This window comes from Niabella terrae (assembly GCF_054783135.1).
Genome location: NZ_BAAGRD010000008.1, coordinates 1,034,221 through 1,050,177 on the forward strand (window position 1 = coordinate 1,034,221; position 15,957 = coordinate 1,050,177).

Below are 15,957 nucleotides of genomic sequence, written 5' to 3' on the forward strand. Positions count from 1 at the left end.
AGGGAATTGATGACTTGTCTGAATATCCAAAAAATTAAAAATTTACAGATGAAAAATATTTTTATTCCAATATTGCTAATGCTGGCTTTCGCATCCTGTGCCAAACTGGATTTGAATCCGCTTTCAGAGGGATCCAGTGAAAACTGGAACAATAATGAGACACAATTAAATCTTTCACTGAACGACCTGTATCGTTCGTATTTATTCACCAATGAAACCGGTTTGGGATTGGAACGGATGACAGATAATTGGAACCAGCGACAGGCGATGAACGCTTTTCCGGCAGGTACCATTACCGGAGAATGGAGTGTGGCTGAGAATACGTGGCTGAACAGTTATAAAGGAATTTCCAGAGCCAACACTATATTGAAAGACATCCAGCGATTAAGAGCAAACAGCGTTGTGCCTGAAAAAACTTTGGAACGATTTGAAGGTGAAGCCCGTTTTATGCGTGCCGTGTTATATGCTGATCTGATATTTCTGTATGGCGATGTTCCATTTTACAAGGAGAACCTGACGATAGATGCGGCCTTTGATGTTGGCAGAACCGATAAGAACCAGATCCTACAGGAAATATATAATGATTACGATGCTGCCATAGTATCACTTCCTGAATCCTATGCTAGTGCAGAGTTAAAACGGGCTACCAAAGGAGCGGCCATGGCATTCAAAGCCCGCACGGCATTGAATATGGGTGATTGGCAGGTAGCGAAAGATGCTGCACAGGATTGCATGGGGTTAGATGTCTATGAACTTTTCCCTGACTATGGTGAATATTTCTTGTCAAAAACCAGAAATGCCGGCGAAACCATTTTTGCGATACCCCGCTCCACTGCCCTGGGAGAATTTTGGAGCGCCAAGAATTTTTATCCCAGAACTGCCGGCGGTTCCTCCGTTGCGCAGCCTTCCTGGGAGTTGTTTTGCGCTTATCCATGCACTGACGGTCTGCCTATAGACGAGTCGGGCCTTTATGATCCGCAGGAGCCGTTTAAGAACAGAGATCCCCGGTGTACTGCCACGATTGTGGAATTTGGCAGCGAGTTTCTGGGATATACCTACGATCCTAACCCCTACGCAACGACGGTATTGAGTACGGCTACGGGTACGATGGTCAAGAATAAGGATTCACGTGCGGTAGATCAGTATGCTTCTTATAACGGTCTGGTTTTGAAGAAGGGTGTCGATAATGAGTGGACGGATGATGAGAAAGCCGATTTTGATATCATTTTAATGCGTTATGCTGATGTTTTACTGATGTATGCTGAGGCGAAGATCGAGTTAAACGAACTGGATCAATCCATGTTGGATGCCATTAATCAGGTAAGGGCCCGCGCTTATAAAGTCGACTATAAGGAAATCGGCGCCTATCCGGCATTAACCATGGCCAGTCAGAACGAATTACGAAATTTACTTAGAAATGAGCGTAGGATTGAACTCGCATGGGAGAATCGGAGATTCTATGATATCATTCGTTGGAAGATTGCGGAGAAAGTGATTACAAAACCAGTTTATGGCATGCTGGATGTGAATGATTTGAAAGCGAAAGTAGTAGATCCCGGACTTTGGTTTTTCCCGGGAATTCCGGAAATTGATGAAGAGTGGCTGCCTGATTTTACCAAAATGTATCAATCCGGCCTGATCAAACAATTGGTTACAAGAGGCTTTGATAAAAGCAAACATTATCTCTGGCCCATCCCGACGAAGGAAATTCTGGTCAATAATAATTTGAAACCCAATCCGGGTTATTAAATCTAATATTTTGAGTAGTTTATTATTAAAGCCGGAACGCAGACGATGGATAATTATTGCGGTAGCCTTTATTGCTATTGTGTTTAATTATATCGATCGTCAGATTGTTTCAATTCTCAAGCCGATTCTAAAGGATGTTTTTACGCTGGATGATTCAGGGTATGCTGTTATCATCAATATTTTTACGATTTGTTATGCCCTAATGTATCCAGTCTCTGGCTGGATGGTAGATAAGTTTGGCGTTAAAAAAGTAATGCACTATGGCATTTTAGTATGGTCGTTGGCTTGCATCGGTGGCGGCTTATCCCGTACCGTCTTTCAGTTTGGGTTTTTCAGAGGGCTGTTGGGGCTGGCGGAACCTACCAATTTCCCATCTTCTATAAAAGCAGCCACGATATGGTTCCCGGGTAAATTGCGGGCAACAGCCAATAGTCTTTGTCAGGCCGGCGGATCTATAGGCGCCATAATCGCGCCTCCCGTAATCGCCTGGCTGACGCTGCAATATGGTTGGCAGGCCGCATTTATCGTTATGGGGATCTGTGGCCTGGTGATCGCTGTCGTATGGAAGCTTATTTATAAGGATCCGCCTGCTGAGATTATGGCAGCGTCTCTTGACGAGGATAAAAATGTACCGGCTTCAGCCGCTAAATTTTCCTGGCCCCGACTTTGGAGAACCCGAAGTCTGTGGGGGGTATTATTGATTCGGTTTGTAAGTGACCCTGTCTGGTATTTTTGTTTGTTCTGGCTGCCAGGTTATTTGCAGGAATCATCAGGTCTTTCCCTTGCTCAGGTTGGGATGTTTGGCTGGATACCCTTTGTGGCTGCAGATCTGGGAGCTATTGGTATTTCTTTTCTTTCTGACCGGCTGGTACAAAGGGGAATGGCACCGCTGTCCGCAAGAAAGAAGATTCTCACCCTTGTTACCTGTTTCGTTCCCTTGTGTGCGTTGGCACCTTATCTTCCCTCTGCAACGGCCACGCTGATTATTTTCAGTATCGTGGCGATCATCTGTTTGAGCTGGCTTTTCACGATAAATGTAGTGGTAGGGGAGGCCTTCCCAATTGGGAACGTAGCGAGTGTGATTGGTATCGCCGGCGGCTGCGGTGCCCTCGGTGCAGTACTCTTCAACACATTCGTGGGGTCCCTGATAGGAACGGTTGGCGCAGAGAAAATATTTTTCGTGATGGCTTTTCTGCATCCCCTGGCGCTGCTATTGCTATGGCGGATGGTTAAAAAAGAAAGGCCTGTAAACCTGGAGACAGTTCCGGGAACAGACGATATGCCTATCAATTGATGGCTTAGGTCTAAAAAATGGTATTGGTCAATCCAACGCATAAAAAAAGAATAACGAAATGAAAAAATTAGTTGTATTACTTGCCCTCCAGGTTTTTATCCTGAGTCATTGTTATACCCAGGAAGTTTATCAGAAACCAAAGCTTGATCATCGGGACTCCTGGTCAGTTATCCTGCTTCCTGATATCCAGAACTATGTAAAATGGAGTTATAACCAGCCGATTCTGGACTTGATGATGGCCTGGATTGAGCATCATATTGACTCACTGAATATAAGATTGGTCTTGCATACGGGCGATATTGTTGAGGAGAATGATCTATTTATTCCTGCCGATAATGGAAATCTGACGGCGCAAAAACAATGGGAGTTTGCCCATAGGGCTTTTTCAAGACTGGATGGCAAAGTGGCCTATATGACGGCGCTGGGTAACCATGATTTCAGTTTTGATGCAAATTTAAAACGCAGCTCCCGTTTTGGAGAGTTCTTTAAAATAGACGATAATCCACTCAACCGCAAGGCATTGGTACAGAACGGCTGGGATGAGTCAGGTCAGCCAAGTCTTCAGAATTCCGTCTATGAATTGAAATCTGTGAACGGAGGAAAAGATATGCTTTTTATGACGGTAGAAAATATGCCACGGGATACCACCCTGGGTTGGGCCCGCAGGATAACAGCCCTGCCGCAGTATAAGGATCATCGGGTCGTGCTACTCACACACGCCTACCTGACGCCCCGTGATACACTATGGAGCGGCGCACCGAGATGGATTATTTACGAGCCTTATGTTAAGCAAAATAAAAGCCAAAAATCTGAACGGTATCTGATCCCTAATGCTAATAATGGGAAACAGATCTGGGAGAAATTGGTCCAGCCTGCCACGAATATCGAAATGGTGCTCTGTGGGCATATTAACGGCGAAGGCTATCGTGCGGATAAGAACCTTTCAGGCAAAACAGTGCATCAGATGTTATTTGACATGCAAATGGAGGGCGGCGGGCATCTCCAGGGTAATGGCGGTGACGGATGGTTGCGCATTCTGGAATTTTATCCTGACGATAAAACGGTTAAGGTCAAAACCTTCTCGCCCTTATTCGCTGCATCTCCTTCTACCCGACATCTGGCATGGAAGAAAGATAAAAGAAATGAATACAGTTTTCAATTGAATTAATCTGATATAAATGAAGTATCGATAAAGGCGCGAGAAAGAAGCTATCCTTTGGCTTTCCTGGTCTTTTAAGAAATCAGTAAATCTTAAATTTTAAAAATAAATCACAATGAAACAGTATGTGGAACAGCAGAAAACCTTACCCGTTATCGAAGAAGTAGATGTATTGGTGGTGGGAGGTGGCCCATCAGGTGTGGGTGCTGCAATTGGTGCCGCCAAAACCGGAGCTAAAACAATGGTCATCGAAAACCTGGGTTCTTTTGGCGGAATGTGGACCAATGGCATGGTCATTACGCTGGCGGGGTTTAACAACTGGTTAAGGCCATATGAACGTAATGTCAATGGCGTAATGGGCGAATGGCTGGTAAAGGCTGAAAAGCGCGGCGGTGCCGAAAACAGCCGCAGTTGGGTACTAGATTCTGATCCAGAGATTATGAAGGCTGTTGCGGATGAAATGATGTTAACCCATAATGTAAAATGTTTGTTGCATACCTGGATGGCTGACGTGGTATTGGAAGACAATCAACTCAAGGGCGTAATCATAGAGAACGTAGACGGACGCCAGGTTATTTTGGCAAAAAATATAATTGACTGTACAGGAAACGGAGACGTATTTGCCCGTTCAGGTGAATCATTTACCATACCAGCGGCGATGCAGCCAATGACAATTTCCTACTTTTTTGCAGAAGTAGAGCCGAATACCGAGATCAAATACGAAAAGGAAGTGCTTATTCCTTTTGGACCCGAGCCGGGTTACTTAAAAGGAGATCTGATGAAAGCCTATCAATCTCCGCGACGGGATGTGGACGTTGACAGAGGGAAAATGAAGGAAGCGCAGAAACGCGGAGCTTTTCCGGAATACGGGGGACCCTGGTTCGGTGGGCTGCGGGAGCGGTTTCCCTGGGTTAATACGACCCGTGTATATGCCAATGGCGTCCATGCTTCTGAACTGACAAGAGCTGAAATGGAAGGTCGTAAAAGTGCGCACCAGATGGTAGACTATTACCGCCGCGAATGTCCCGGTTTTGAGAAAAGCTGGATCATGAGTTCCGCGTCCACTATAGGCGTCCGGGAGACCCGTCAGTTGAACGCAGTTTATACCCTGACAGGTGAAGACGTGTTGCAATGTAAGAAGTTTGACGATACGATTGCCATGGGATCCTGGCCGATCGATATTCACCCTGCAAAAGGGGAATCGGGACAGCACGATTTATACGTTCCGCTTCCTTACCAGATACCTTTCAGAATTATGGTACCTCAAACTGTTGATAATCTGTTGGTGGCGGGGCGCTGCGTCTCGGTGGACCGTGAAGCAATGGGTTCCATCCGAGTAGGGGCCACCTGTGGTGCCATGGGTCATGCAGCAGGTGTAGCTGCGGCTTTGTCGGCGCAGTCGGGGACGAAAGTACGGGACGTGGACATTGAGAAACTTCAAAAGGAACTGGTCGCACAAAATGCGATCATCAGGTCGCCATTAGAGCAGTAAATCCGCTAAAGACCATTTATATTGTGTGCCCTTCGCGGGAAGTGAAAGTTGAGTAAATGAAAAAAGTCCGGTCGGCTTTCAGGAGGAATGTATATCTTAGTAAGTGTACGGCTCCGGTCGACCAGATTTTTTTAAGCCGTATATGAATAGCTACTGTACTTCTAGCTACTGTACTTCAAAAAAATATTTATTTGTAAAATTGATTTAAACGTTTAACTTTGATAACAGGAATCCGAATAGATTTTTTGATTCCTGGGAAATTAGGCTAGACGATTGAGCTGTGAACGTAGAAAATAGGCGATGATGCTTGCAGGAGCCACTAGATTCAACAATCAACCAGGACAGGTATGGCAAAAAGGGTTTTATTAAAAGACATCGCGGAAGAGCTGGGTGTATCTATCGCCCTGGTATCCTATGTGCTGAATAATAAAAGAACGGATAAGATCAATCCGGAAACAGCCAGGAAAATTCAGGAAACCGCGCGAAAGAAAAGATATGTGCCCAATCAGATCGCAAAAAGTCTGAAAGTCAGCAAAACCCATATGCTGGGGTTGATCGTCGCCGATATTTCCAACTTGTTTTCTTCCTATATCGCCAGGTATATTGAAGATGAAGCCAATCGTTTGGGCTATAATGTACTCTACGGGAGTGCTTATGAAAGCCCGGAAAGATTTAATCAGATCCTCAATGTGATGCTTTCCCGGCAGGTAGATGGTTTGATCCTCGCTGTACCGGAAAATGCAGAAACCTGTATAGCTGATCTGAAAAAAATGCGGATTCCTTTTGTAGTGATTGATCGTGTTTTCCCCCAGTTTAAGGATTATCAAAGCGTTTCACTGGATAATTTTCAAGCTTCAGCAAAGGTTGTCAGCCATTTTGTTGATAATGGTGCCCGCCGGCTTGGTGCCATCGGGTTGAAAACCCGACTGTTCCATCTCCGTGAGCGAAAACAGGGTTTTTTAAAAACGGCTAAAAAACAGTTGTCATCCGACCAGGTGTTTATGTATGAAGTTGCTGAATCCGCCATGGAGGCGAACATCGGAAAATTGGTAGAAAAAGCCCTGAAGGAGGATCGATTGGATGCGTTGTGTTTTTTTACCAATAAAATAGCGATGGCAGCGCTGCCTCATATTTTAAAGCATAAAGTTAAAGTTCCGGAAGATTTGCAGATTGTTTGTTTTGATGAAGCCCGTGCCTACCGATTGTTTCCCTATCCATTGGTGTATGTAAAGCAGCCGTTGGAAGAAATGAGCAAACAGGCCGTACAGTGCCTGATCGGGGACAGCGCTGAATCCGGTCAGAGCATGTATAAATTTGATGGAACACTCATTCATATATAGCCTGGTAACAAAAGAAGGTTACCGGTAAGGGCAGTAATGATGAATCCAAACAGCGAAAAAAATGAAGCAGGCGGTACTAGAGCAGCCGGGACAGATCCGGTTTACAGAACAGGAAGACCTTTCTGTGTCAGCACCGGATGAGGTGCTGATAGCCATTCAGAAAATCGGCATCTGCGGTTCTGATATTCATGCGTATAAAGGCAAGCATCCTTTTACACCTTTCCCGGTTATTCAGGGCCACGAGTATAGTGGCCGCGTGGTGGCGGTAGGATCGGCCGTTACCAGGGTGAAACCCGGAGATCGTGTAACAGGAAGGCCCCAGCAGGTCTGCGGTAAATGCGGGCCCTGCCGATCAGGCAGATATAATGTGTGCAGCCATTTGAAAGTAGAAGGCTTTCAGGCACCCGGTGCCGCCAGGGATTTGTTTATCCTGCCGGAAGAACGAACCTATCCGGTGCCTGACAACCTGAGTTATGACGAAATAGCATTGATCGAACCGGCTGCAGTAGCGGCTCATGCGACGTCATTGATAGACCGGATTGAAGAAAAGCAGGTGGTGATTACCGGTGCCGGGCCGATTGGCAATCTGATCGCTCAGTTTGCCAAAATGAGAGGCGCTAAAAGAGTAATCGTTAGTGATTTTAACCCTTTCCGGCTGCAACTTCTGCGAGAAATGGGGATTTCGGATACGATTCATCTGGATGAAGAAGATTTTGATGCTGGAATCCAAAGGATACTGGGCGATAGTGGTTTTGAAGTGGGCATAGAGGCGGTAGGTGCAGAACCGGCATTACATAACCTCGTCGGCCAGTTGCAGAAAGGTGGCGAACTGTTGATTGTTGGGGTCTATGAAGCCCTGCCCCGGATCAATATGGGCTTCGTGGGTGAACATGAACTGACCATTAAAGGGAGTATGATGTATAAAGACGAGGATTACAGGCGCGCCATCGAAATGGCGGTGACGGGCAAAATAAAATTAAAAGAATTGATTACACATCGTTTTGATTTTAAAAATTATAATGAAGCTTACGCCTTTATTGAACAGCATCCGAATCAGATATTAAAGGTTCTTATTGATGTAAATTAATAAAAAGATAAAAATCTGATAAAGGATGGTTTGAATAGATTCATGGATTTTTGAAAGAACTTATCGATCATATTATAATTCAATTAAAAACTGAAGATGAAAATTAAACACAAGTATTTCAGGAAGCTGCACCTGCTTCCGGCCGGCATCGTTACATTACTGCTGCTGTCCGGCAGCCAGGGCCTCCAAGCCCAGCAACCCCGGGATTCGGTAAAGGTATTTGCCCACCGGGGAGGAAAGGCAGAATTTGATGAGAATACCTTGTCTGCTTTCCAGGCGTCCTACGACAAAGGACTGAGGGGTTTTGAGACCGACATCAGACTGACCAAGGACAATCAACTGGTTATTTTTCACGATCGTGACCTGAAACGGATATTTGGCAGGGAGGGTTCTATCGAGACCTCGACTTTGCAAGAGTTGAAAGCTTTGCGTACCAAACAGGGACATCAGATTCCGACACTGGATGAAATACTCACGTTTCTGAACAACAAACCAGGTTTGTATGTCGAGTTTGAAATGAAGACCCAGACCTATGAACCTGCCGTCATTGAAAAATATGTAGATGCGATTCATGCAAAAGTATATGCGAATCGCCCCAAGGGGTCTGATTACCTGCTGACTTCTTTTGACACCCGCCCGCTGAAATATATCAAGGCTACCTATCCCGAAGTGCCGATGCTACTGATCAAGGGGGAAGGATTGTCGCAAAAGGTACTGGATGAGGCGAAATCCTTGCAAATTGACCGTGTCGGTTGCCGTGTGGAAGGTACGACTAGGTCCATGGTGGAGAAAGCGAAAAAACAAGGTTTTATTGTGAGTCTCTGGCCGGGAACTTCTGTAAATGATTTTCTATTGGGCCTGGCACTGGAAAGTGATTATTTATGTACGGATGTGCCAGTAGCGGTATATGAATGGGTAAAAGAACATGGTTCCTGGATTTACCTGAAATGATATGGAGAAGTGTAAACGGTGTTTTATGAGTACTGTTCAATGGTGGCGTTTAAGGCACGACGGTCAGAAAAGTTCTGTAAACTTTTTGTATGCAGCACTGGGCTTCATCTTACTGGGTATGGTCTTTTTGTCAGGGTGCTTGCCGAAGGAATCCCGACAGGAAAATCCTTTGGAATCTTCCAAGGGATCGGGGAATCTGTATGTATCCAAAATAAATTTGACGGAAACCAAAGTGGGTTATTGCGGGCCTTCGATGGTCGCGCCTTACTATGTGGCCCTTGAAGCAATTGTCAGAAAGACGGTAGAAGGATATGGCATGCAATACTTCATGGCAGACGGCCAGGAAGATGTGGCCAAACAGGTGGCTGCGATTGAGGATTTGTTGTCTAAGGGTATCGGCGTGCTGATTCTTAATCCCCTGGATCCGAAAGCGGTCGTTGAAATCGTGAACCGGGCCGTTGCACAGGGCGTAAAAGTATTTATCGTGGATTCCATGATAGATCCCACCGCATCTTATATCTGTTCTGTAGTAGCCAATAATATGTTGAACGGTGAACTCCTGGGAATCTGGTTGGCTGAGCACCGATCAGCCCCACTGAATATCGCCATTATCAGTGGCAATCAGGGCAATCCCGTAGGCCGCGAAAAGCGGCTGGGATTTATACGGGGGCTCGCTGATGGTCAGTTGCGTCAACAGTCAGGAACTGATTTTAAAGTTGTGGCCCAGGGTTGGGGAAAATGGAATAATAACGGGGGGCTCAAAGCTATGGAAGATATCCTGGTGGCCCATCCTGAAGTCAACGTCCTCCTGGCCGAGAACGATGCCATGGCCATGGGCGCTATGAAAGTAATTCGGGAATTAGGTAAGGAGAAAGCCGTTACCGTGTTGGGCTTTGATGGACAAAAGGAAGCCTACGAAATGATACGGGCCGGCAGTTTTGCCGCCACGGCACAAAACAGCCCCGCCATACTTGGTCAAACCATCGTGGAGATTGCTGTAAAGTACCTCAATGACGAACCGGGCATTGAAAAAATAGTGTATACCCCTTCGGTTTTAATTTCCCGTGACAATGTAGATCAGTTCTATGATCCGGCAGCCCTGTTTTAAAGGGCTGTAAATATTCTGAACCGCTATTGATTATGTTGACATTAAAAGATATCAGAAAGTCATTCGGAGGCGTGAAAGCGCTGCAGGGGGTTGATCTCGAAGTGACTGCGGGTGAGATTCACGGCGTCCTGGGAGAGAATGGTGCAGGCAAGTCGACGCTGATGAAAATTATCTCAGGGGCGCTGACTGCAGACGCAGGAACCCTGATCTTCAATAAGGAAACAATCGTACATAATAGTCCGCAACTGGCCCAACATAACGGTATTCGTATTATTTATCAGGAGTTTTCACTGGTGCCGGAACTTTCGGTAGCAGAAAATATTTTTCTGGGGAGTTTTTCCGGCGCCTGGTTTCGGCGGGAGCAACAATTTCGGGAGGCGGCATCATTGATTGAAAAGCTGGGATTCGAGATAGACGTTACCAGAAAGTTGCGCCAGTTGAGTGTAGCCCATCAGCAGATTGTCGAAATAGCCAAAGCGCTGTCAAAGCAGGCCAAACTACTGATTCTGGATGAACCCTCTGCGGTCCTGGGCAGCCGCGAAATCAAGAAGCTTTTTGACCTGCTCAGAAAATTGAAACAGGAGGGCGTGGCCATCATTTATATTTCCCATCATCTGGACGAGCTGTTTGAGCTGACGGATCGGATTACCATACTTAAAGAGGGAAAGACGGTAGCCACCCTTACCACAGCGCAAACAAATAAAGATGAACTGGTGCGGTTGATGGTTGGAAGAGAACTCTCACAGATGTATCCGGATAAGAAAGCTGCAGGTAACCAGGGAGGTTGTATTCGGGTGACCAACCTGAAAACCGGAGCAAGGCAGGTGCCGGTTTCTTTTAGCTGGAATCAGGGGGAAATCCTGGGTATTGGGGGGTTGGTAGGTTCAGGAAGGACAGAACTACTGGAAGGCCTTTTCGGACTGCAGACAGACAATCAGGCCGATGTTAATGTGGACGATACGGTCCTGTTATTAGATTCACCCGGCCGGGCCATTTCTCAGGGATGGGGGATGGTGCCCGAGGACCGAAAAAAGCATGGCGGATTGCTGGATCTGAGTATTCGTGAAAATATAAGTATGGCAAACCTGAAGCGTATTTGCAACCGCTGGGGTTTTATACAACAGAAAAAAGAAAAACTTATTGTGCAGCAACTGGTAGAAAGACTACAGATTAAGCTGGGCAGCATTCAGGATCCCCTGCGTTCACTGAGCGGTGGCAACCAGCAGAAAGTAGTACTCGCCAAATGGCTGCACCCGAGCCTGAAAGTATTATTGATTGACGAGCCTACAAGAGGTGTGGATGTGGGGGCGCGCGCCGAAATATATAAGATCATCCGAGAGTTGGCAGATCGGGGAATATATATATTGATGGTTTCTTCCGATATGGAAGAATTGATCGGACTCTCTGACCGTATTATGGTAATGAAAGGGGGAAAGATTCAGGGGATGCTGGAAAAAAATGAGATTTCTGAGGAGGCCGTTCTGAGACTGGCTATTGCCGCAAATTAACATTTGATATTTATGAAAGCGAAAATATTGAAATATGACACCCTGCTGATATTTATATTACTACTCGTTGTGTCGAGTCTGGTATCTCCTTCTTTTTTGACCGGAGAGAATATATCCAACCTGCTTCGCCAGAATGCCTCTATCGGACTGGTAAGTCTGGGCATGTTATTGGTGATTCTGACGGGGGGAATTGATTTATCTGTGGGGTCCGTTGTGGCTTTCGCCGGTGTCGCCTTTGCGCTCTTGTCTTATGAAGTCTATTTCATTGCCGGCTTCCTGCTGGTGCTCCTGGCAGGCATTTTTATCGGTGCCCTCTCAGGATACCTGGTGGCCTATCAGCGAATCGCCTCATTCATTGCGACGCTGGCATTGATGACCATTGTCCGGGGCGCTGGTTTTATGTTATCCAGGGGTGCGCCTGTTACCGTGGGTCCTCACTCAGCGGCTATCCTGACGCTGGGCAATGGAACGATCGGAGGCATTCCAATTTCGGCGCTCGTCTTGTTCGTTTTTTTTGGCCTGGTCTATGTCCTGCTCCGTTATCATGTGTTCGGCCGCCATATTATTGCGGTCGGTTCCAATGAAGAAGCAGTACGGTTATCGGGTATCTCCGTTGAAAAGACGAAATTCCTGGTATATATCATCGCCGGTTTTCTGGCAGCGCTGGGCGGTCTGTTGACAGTCGGTAGAACCGGCGTGGGAACGCCCGGCATCGGTGTCGGACTCGAGCTGGATGCGATTGCCGCGGTGGTTATTGGCGGGGCCAGTCTGTCCGGAGGAAAGGGTTCTGTTATTAATACGCTTCTGGGTGTTCTGATTCTGGGTATGATCGGAAATATTATGAACCTGCTGGATATTACCTCCTACATGCAGCAACTGATAAAAGGCATAATTATCGTCCTGGCAGTAGTTTTTCAAAAAAGACAAATTCAATAATGGAGAAATCTCGAAATGTCAATAAAGAAATTGTAGCAGTTCCCGTGGCGGACATTAAAAATCCACCGGAGCATTCCGGTGCCGTCCTGCCTTCGATACTGCATATGGGTGTGGGTAATTTTCACCGCTCCCACCAGGCTTTTATCTATCAGCGACTTCGTGAACTGGACCCGGACAAGTATGACCATTGGCGGATCCAGGGGGTCTGTTTTCTGCCTTCAGATCTTATGCTGCTGGAGAAACTGCGCGCACAGGATGGTCTATATCATTTAAAAATGGGCGCACCCGACGGCCGGGACGAAGTATACCTGATCGACTCGATCCATTCGGTTCTGCATGTAGATCTGCCGGAAGATTATCAGGCGATACTGGAGTCGATTGCCCGTCCCCAGACCAGTATTATAAGCTTTACAATCACAGAAGGTGGCTACAATATTAATTTTGATACCTGGCAGTTTGATTTGGATAATCCCGCGATTCAGGCAGATCTGCAGCATCCCGAAACACCCCGGACCGTGTTCGGAATGCTGGCTAAGGGCCTCGGCATGCGGGCGACTGGTGGGGGCGGACCCGTTACTTTGTTGTCCTGTGACAATATTCTTAAAAACGGCCAGGCCCTGGAATTTGCCCTCAAATCTTTTGTGAAAGCATATAATCCCATGCTCTTGGAATGGATCGATCAACAGGTGACTTTTCCCAACAGTATGGTCGACAGGATTACGCCTGCTACTACGGAAGCAGACAGACAGGATTTTGAAGCCCGGTATGGTCTAAAGGATGACTGTCTGGTAGTCAGCGAATCTTTTTTCCAGTGGGTGATTGAAGCGGAACCGCATAGTATCCTGTATCCCTTGCAAAAAGCCGGTGTGCTTTTTGTAGCTGATGTGCATCCTTACGAAGAAATGAAGTTGTCGATTCTGAATGGCGGACACACATTGGTAGGCCTTGCGGGCGATGCATTGGGCTATTCCTATATTCACCAGGCAGTCCGGGATACGGACCTTGCCGGTTTCTTTGATCATTATATCTTTGAAGCGGTCATTCCGTCCCTGGCAACAATTGAAAATGTGGATTTTAGTGATTATTACCGGCGCATAAAAGAACGATTTGGCAATCAACTTATTGCCGACACCACCGCCCGGATTATTTCCGGCTCTTCAGATAAGATCCCTAAATTTATTTTACCTGTCATCAGCAGACAAACGGAACCGGGGCCGCAGCATACCAGGGAGGCGGCTCTGATTATCGCTTTATGGTGGTGGTATTTGAAGCGTGAATTTGAGAAAAACGGGATGGCGGAACTGGTCGATAACGCCAGGGACGCATGGCTGGATATTTTTAGCAATACTAATGATAGCGCCGGTAAGTTTATTGGATACCGTCCTGTTTTCGACAGTTGTGCATCCAATCAGGTTTTTGTCAAGCAGTATCTTTATTTCGTAGCGTGCCTGGAAAAAGCAGGTGCCCGGCATGTTTTGAAAAATATAAGCAATGAATATGGTGGATAATAAAAAAGTCATATGTTTTGGTGAGGTATTATGGGATAATTTTCCTTCGGGGAAGCAAATTGGCGGTGCGCCCCTGAATGTTTGTTACCACCTGATGAAAGCTGGCATTGATAACCGCATTATCAGCCAGGTCGGTGATGATCCGAATGGCCATGAATTACTGCGTACCGTAGAATCCTGGGGTGTCAATACCGAATTTTGCAAGGTAACGACTGCCTATCCCACATCTACCGTTGAAGTCCATCTGGAAGCTGATCACCAGGTTAGTTATGAAATCGTCGATTCCGTGGCCTGGGATTTTATTGAAACAGATCCGCAGGTACTTGAAGAAGTCAGTCTTGCCGATGCTTTTGTCTATGGCAGTCTCGTCGCCCGCAATCCAGGTTCCAGAAATACCCTGCTGCAATATCTGCAGCGGGCAAATTGGACGGTATTTGATATTAACCTGAGGGCCCCCTTTTATAACCGGGAGCGTATCCTGGAATTGCTCGACTTTAGCCAAACCCTGAAACTGAATGAGAATGAAATCCTGATATTAGGGCAGTGGCTGCAATTGGAAGGGGAAACTAAAGTGGTACAGGAATTACTGAAAAAGTTTGACAGACTGGAGGAAGTGATCATTACCAAGGGCGCAGCCGGCGTGGTCTATTATGCGCCTGGCATCGAACGGCAATTGCCGGCGCCTTCCGTGGCCGTGGAAGATACCGTCGGTTGTGGCGATGCCTTTCTTTCTGCCTTTATTTCCGGGAGATTGAGAGGGGCGTCTGTAGATGAATGTCTGGAAAAGGCGATCCGGCTCAGCGCTTTTGTTGCTACAAAGAAGGGAGGGACACCGGCATACAGCACGGATGAGCTGAATGATTTTAAAGCCTAAACATATTCTTCTGTAAAATCTTCCCCGGGCACTAAATGATGCCACCCCCGATAATCAGTCGGCAAATGCCGATGACAATTACCAAAATACTTAAAGTTTTACCCAGTCCTGTATTTCCGGCAGAACTGATGATCCAGGCAATAATTGCGACAGGTACCACCACCCAGTATAACCAGCCCAGTAAAGGGATAAATGCGACTATAGAAAGGATGCTGGCAACGATGGCCAGTAACACACCGATTAATTTCATTGGTCTAAGTTTTTAGCTGTTTTTATTATTTTCAAAATTTGGCATTTTCAACGGCCCGGAAAAGTCCTGATCGGTGAACGGGGCCTCCCCGCCGGCCAATGAACAAACAGGATGAAAAAATAAATAATTACTACTGACAAAGGGTTGTCACCCGCAGGTATGAGCTTTGGGGTATTCTTTTAACAAAAAATATATTTTATGAGTACCACCATTACCAAAGAACGTCCGTTGATCAGTGCCGATGAATTATTAAACAACTGGCAGGGTCACCGGAACCTGACCCGCCGGGTTATTGAAGCTTTCCCCGAAAAAGCCTTATTCGAGCATACTGTTGGCGGTATGCGACCTTTTGCCGATATGGCTAAAGAACTCATTGTTATTGCACGAGACGGTTTAAAACAGGTAGTTACTGACGTGGCTGATCCGTTTGATGACAGTTCTAAAGACATCACCACCAAGCAGCAGTTACTGGATGCCTGGGATCAAACTACAGAACAAATCAATATTTACTGGCCACAGATTCGTCCGGAAAGATTTCATGAAGAAGTCAATCTGTTTGGAGAATATAAGTTTCCGGCGATCCAGAATATCCAGTATTTTATTGACAATGAGATTCACCACAGGGGTCAGGGTTATGTATACCTTCGAACCCTGGACATCCAGCCGCCTTTTTTCTGGGAGCGGAATTGATTTACCGACTT

General features: G+C 46.3%; 14 protein-coding genes. 13 read left to right on the plus strand and 1 reads right to left on the minus strand.

Features of this window, described 5'->3' with window-relative positions; translation table 11 throughout:
• Positions 1-48: 48 nt before the first annotated feature.
• The 12 genes from ACYVI9_RS12455 to ACYVI9_RS12510 all read left to right on the plus strand — a co-directional run bounded on the left by ACYVI9_RS12455 (position 49) and on the right by ACYVI9_RS12510 (position 15,006).
• Positions 49-1,749, plus strand: a complete 1,701-nt coding sequence (locus tag ACYVI9_RS12455) for a RagB/SusD family nutrient uptake outer membrane protein (protein WP_460764897.1) — start codon at positions 49-51, stop codon at positions 1,747-1,749.
• A gap of 10 nt (positions 1,750-1,759) precedes the next feature.
• Complete coding sequence (locus ACYVI9_RS12460; protein ID WP_460764898.1) at positions 1,760-3,043, plus strand: MFS transporter; 1,284 nt, start codon at positions 1,760-1,762, stop codon at positions 3,041-3,043.
• Between the two features lie 58 nt (positions 3,044-3,101).
• Positions 3,102-4,211, plus strand: coding sequence for a metallophosphoesterase (locus tag ACYVI9_RS12465; protein WP_460764899.1), 1,110 nt, complete (start codon positions 3,102-3,104; stop codon positions 4,209-4,211).
• Positions 4,212-4,317: 106 nt separating this feature from the next.
• Positions 4,318-5,694: an FAD-dependent oxidoreductase gene (locus ACYVI9_RS12470; protein WP_460764900.1), complete on the plus strand. Its 1,377-nt coding sequence runs from the start codon at positions 4,318-4,320 to the stop codon at positions 5,692-5,694.
• Positions 5,695-6,041: 347 nt separating this feature from the next.
• The gene (locus tag ACYVI9_RS12475) at positions 6,042-7,034 is read left to right on the plus strand and encodes a LacI family DNA-binding transcriptional regulator (RefSeq protein WP_460764901.1); all 993 of its coding nucleotides are present in this window, start codon (positions 6,042-6,044) and stop codon (positions 7,032-7,034) included.
• Positions 7,035-7,095: 61 nt separating this feature from the next.
• On the plus strand, positions 7,096-8,121 hold the full coding sequence (locus ACYVI9_RS12480; RefSeq protein WP_460764902.1) for a zinc-dependent alcohol dehydrogenase: 1,026 nt from the start codon (positions 7,096-7,098) through the stop codon (positions 8,119-8,121).
• A gap of 96 nt (positions 8,122-8,217) precedes the next feature.
• Positions 8,218-9,072, plus strand: coding sequence for a glycerophosphodiester phosphodiesterase (locus ACYVI9_RS12485; RefSeq protein WP_460764903.1), 855 nt, complete (start codon positions 8,218-8,220; stop codon positions 9,070-9,072).
• Positions 9,073-9,097: 25 nt separating this feature from the next.
• Positions 9,098-10,180, plus strand: a complete 1,083-nt coding sequence (locus ACYVI9_RS12490; protein WP_460764904.1) for a substrate-binding domain-containing protein — start codon at positions 9,098-9,100, stop codon at positions 10,178-10,180.
• A 32-nt stretch (positions 10,181-10,212) separates the two neighbouring features.
• Positions 10,213-11,688, plus strand: coding sequence for a sugar ABC transporter ATP-binding protein (locus tag ACYVI9_RS12495; RefSeq protein ID WP_460764905.1), 1,476 nt, complete (start codon positions 10,213-10,215; stop codon positions 11,686-11,688).
• A gap of 12 nt (positions 11,689-11,700) precedes the next feature.
• Entirely contained in the window at positions 11,701-12,624 is a 924-nt protein-coding gene (locus ACYVI9_RS12500; protein ID WP_460764906.1) for an ABC transporter permease, read from the plus strand.
• Complete coding sequence (locus ACYVI9_RS12505; protein ID WP_460764907.1) at positions 12,624-14,132, plus strand: mannitol dehydrogenase family protein; 1,509 nt, start codon at positions 12,624-12,626, stop codon at positions 14,130-14,132. Before ACYVI9_RS12500 ends, ACYVI9_RS12505 begins: the two co-directional genes overlap by 1 nt.
• On the plus strand, positions 14,116-15,006 hold the full coding sequence (locus ACYVI9_RS12510; protein WP_460764908.1) for a carbohydrate kinase family protein: 891 nt from the start codon (positions 14,116-14,118) through the stop codon (positions 15,004-15,006). The genes ACYVI9_RS12505 and ACYVI9_RS12510 overlap by 17 nt, the downstream gene beginning before the upstream one ends.
• Positions 15,007-15,037: 31 nt before the next feature.
• Here ACYVI9_RS12510 and ACYVI9_RS12515 read toward each other — a convergent pair whose 3' ends face one another.
• Positions 15,038-15,256 carry a hypothetical protein gene (locus tag ACYVI9_RS12515; protein WP_460764909.1) on the minus strand — a complete coding sequence of 73 codons (219 nt, stop codon included), beginning with the start codon at positions 15,254-15,256 and terminating at the stop codon, positions 15,038-15,040.
• A gap of 198 nt (positions 15,257-15,454) precedes the next feature.
• Here ACYVI9_RS12515 and ACYVI9_RS12520 point away from each other — a divergent pair, with 198 nt between their 5' ends.
• Positions 15,455-15,946, plus strand: coding sequence for a DinB family protein (locus ACYVI9_RS12520; RefSeq protein ID WP_460764910.1), 492 nt, complete (start codon positions 15,455-15,457; stop codon positions 15,944-15,946).
• The last annotated feature ends 11 nt before the right edge of the window (positions 15,947-15,957 follow it).

Coding starts and splice junctions, on each gene's coding strand:
- ACYVI9_RS12455 (WP_460764897.1), top strand. CDS start 49: ATGAAAAATATTTTTATTCCAATATTGCTAATGCTGGCTTTCGCATCC.
- ACYVI9_RS12465 (WP_460764899.1), top strand. CDS start 3,102: ATGAAAAAATTAGTTGTATTACTTGCCCTCCAGGTTTTTATCCTGAGT.
- ACYVI9_RS12470 (WP_460764900.1), top strand. CDS start 4,318: ATGAAACAGTATGTGGAACAGCAGAAAACCTTACCCGTTATCGAAGAA.
- ACYVI9_RS12475 (WP_460764901.1), top strand. CDS start 6,042: ATGGCAAAAAGGGTTTTATTAAAAGACATCGCGGAAGAGCTGGGTGTA.
- ACYVI9_RS12480 (WP_460764902.1), top strand. CDS start 7,096: ATGAAGCAGGCGGTACTAGAGCAGCCGGGACAGATCCGGTTTACAGAA.
- ACYVI9_RS12485 (WP_460764903.1), top strand. CDS start 8,218: ATGAAAATTAAACACAAGTATTTCAGGAAGCTGCACCTGCTTCCGGCC.
- ACYVI9_RS12490 (WP_460764904.1), top strand. CDS start 9,098: ATGAGTACTGTTCAATGGTGGCGTTTAAGGCACGACGGTCAGAAAAGT.
- ACYVI9_RS12495 (WP_460764905.1), top strand. CDS start 10,213: ATGTTGACATTAAAAGATATCAGAAAGTCATTCGGAGGCGTGAAAGCG.
- ACYVI9_RS12500 (WP_460764906.1), top strand. CDS start 11,701: ATGAAAGCGAAAATATTGAAATATGACACCCTGCTGATATTTATATTA.
- ACYVI9_RS12505 (WP_460764907.1), top strand. CDS start 12,624: ATGGAGAAATCTCGAAATGTCAATAAAGAAATTGTAGCAGTTCCCGTG.
- ACYVI9_RS12510 (WP_460764908.1), top strand. CDS start 14,116: ATGAATATGGTGGATAATAAAAAAGTCATATGTTTTGGTGAGGTATTA.
- ACYVI9_RS12515 (WP_460764909.1), bottom strand. CDS start 15,256: ATGAAATTAATCGGTGTGTTACTGGCCATCGTTGCCAGCATCCTTTCT.
- ACYVI9_RS12520 (WP_460764910.1), top strand. CDS start 15,455: ATGAGTACCACCATTACCAAAGAACGTCCGTTGATCAGTGCCGATGAA.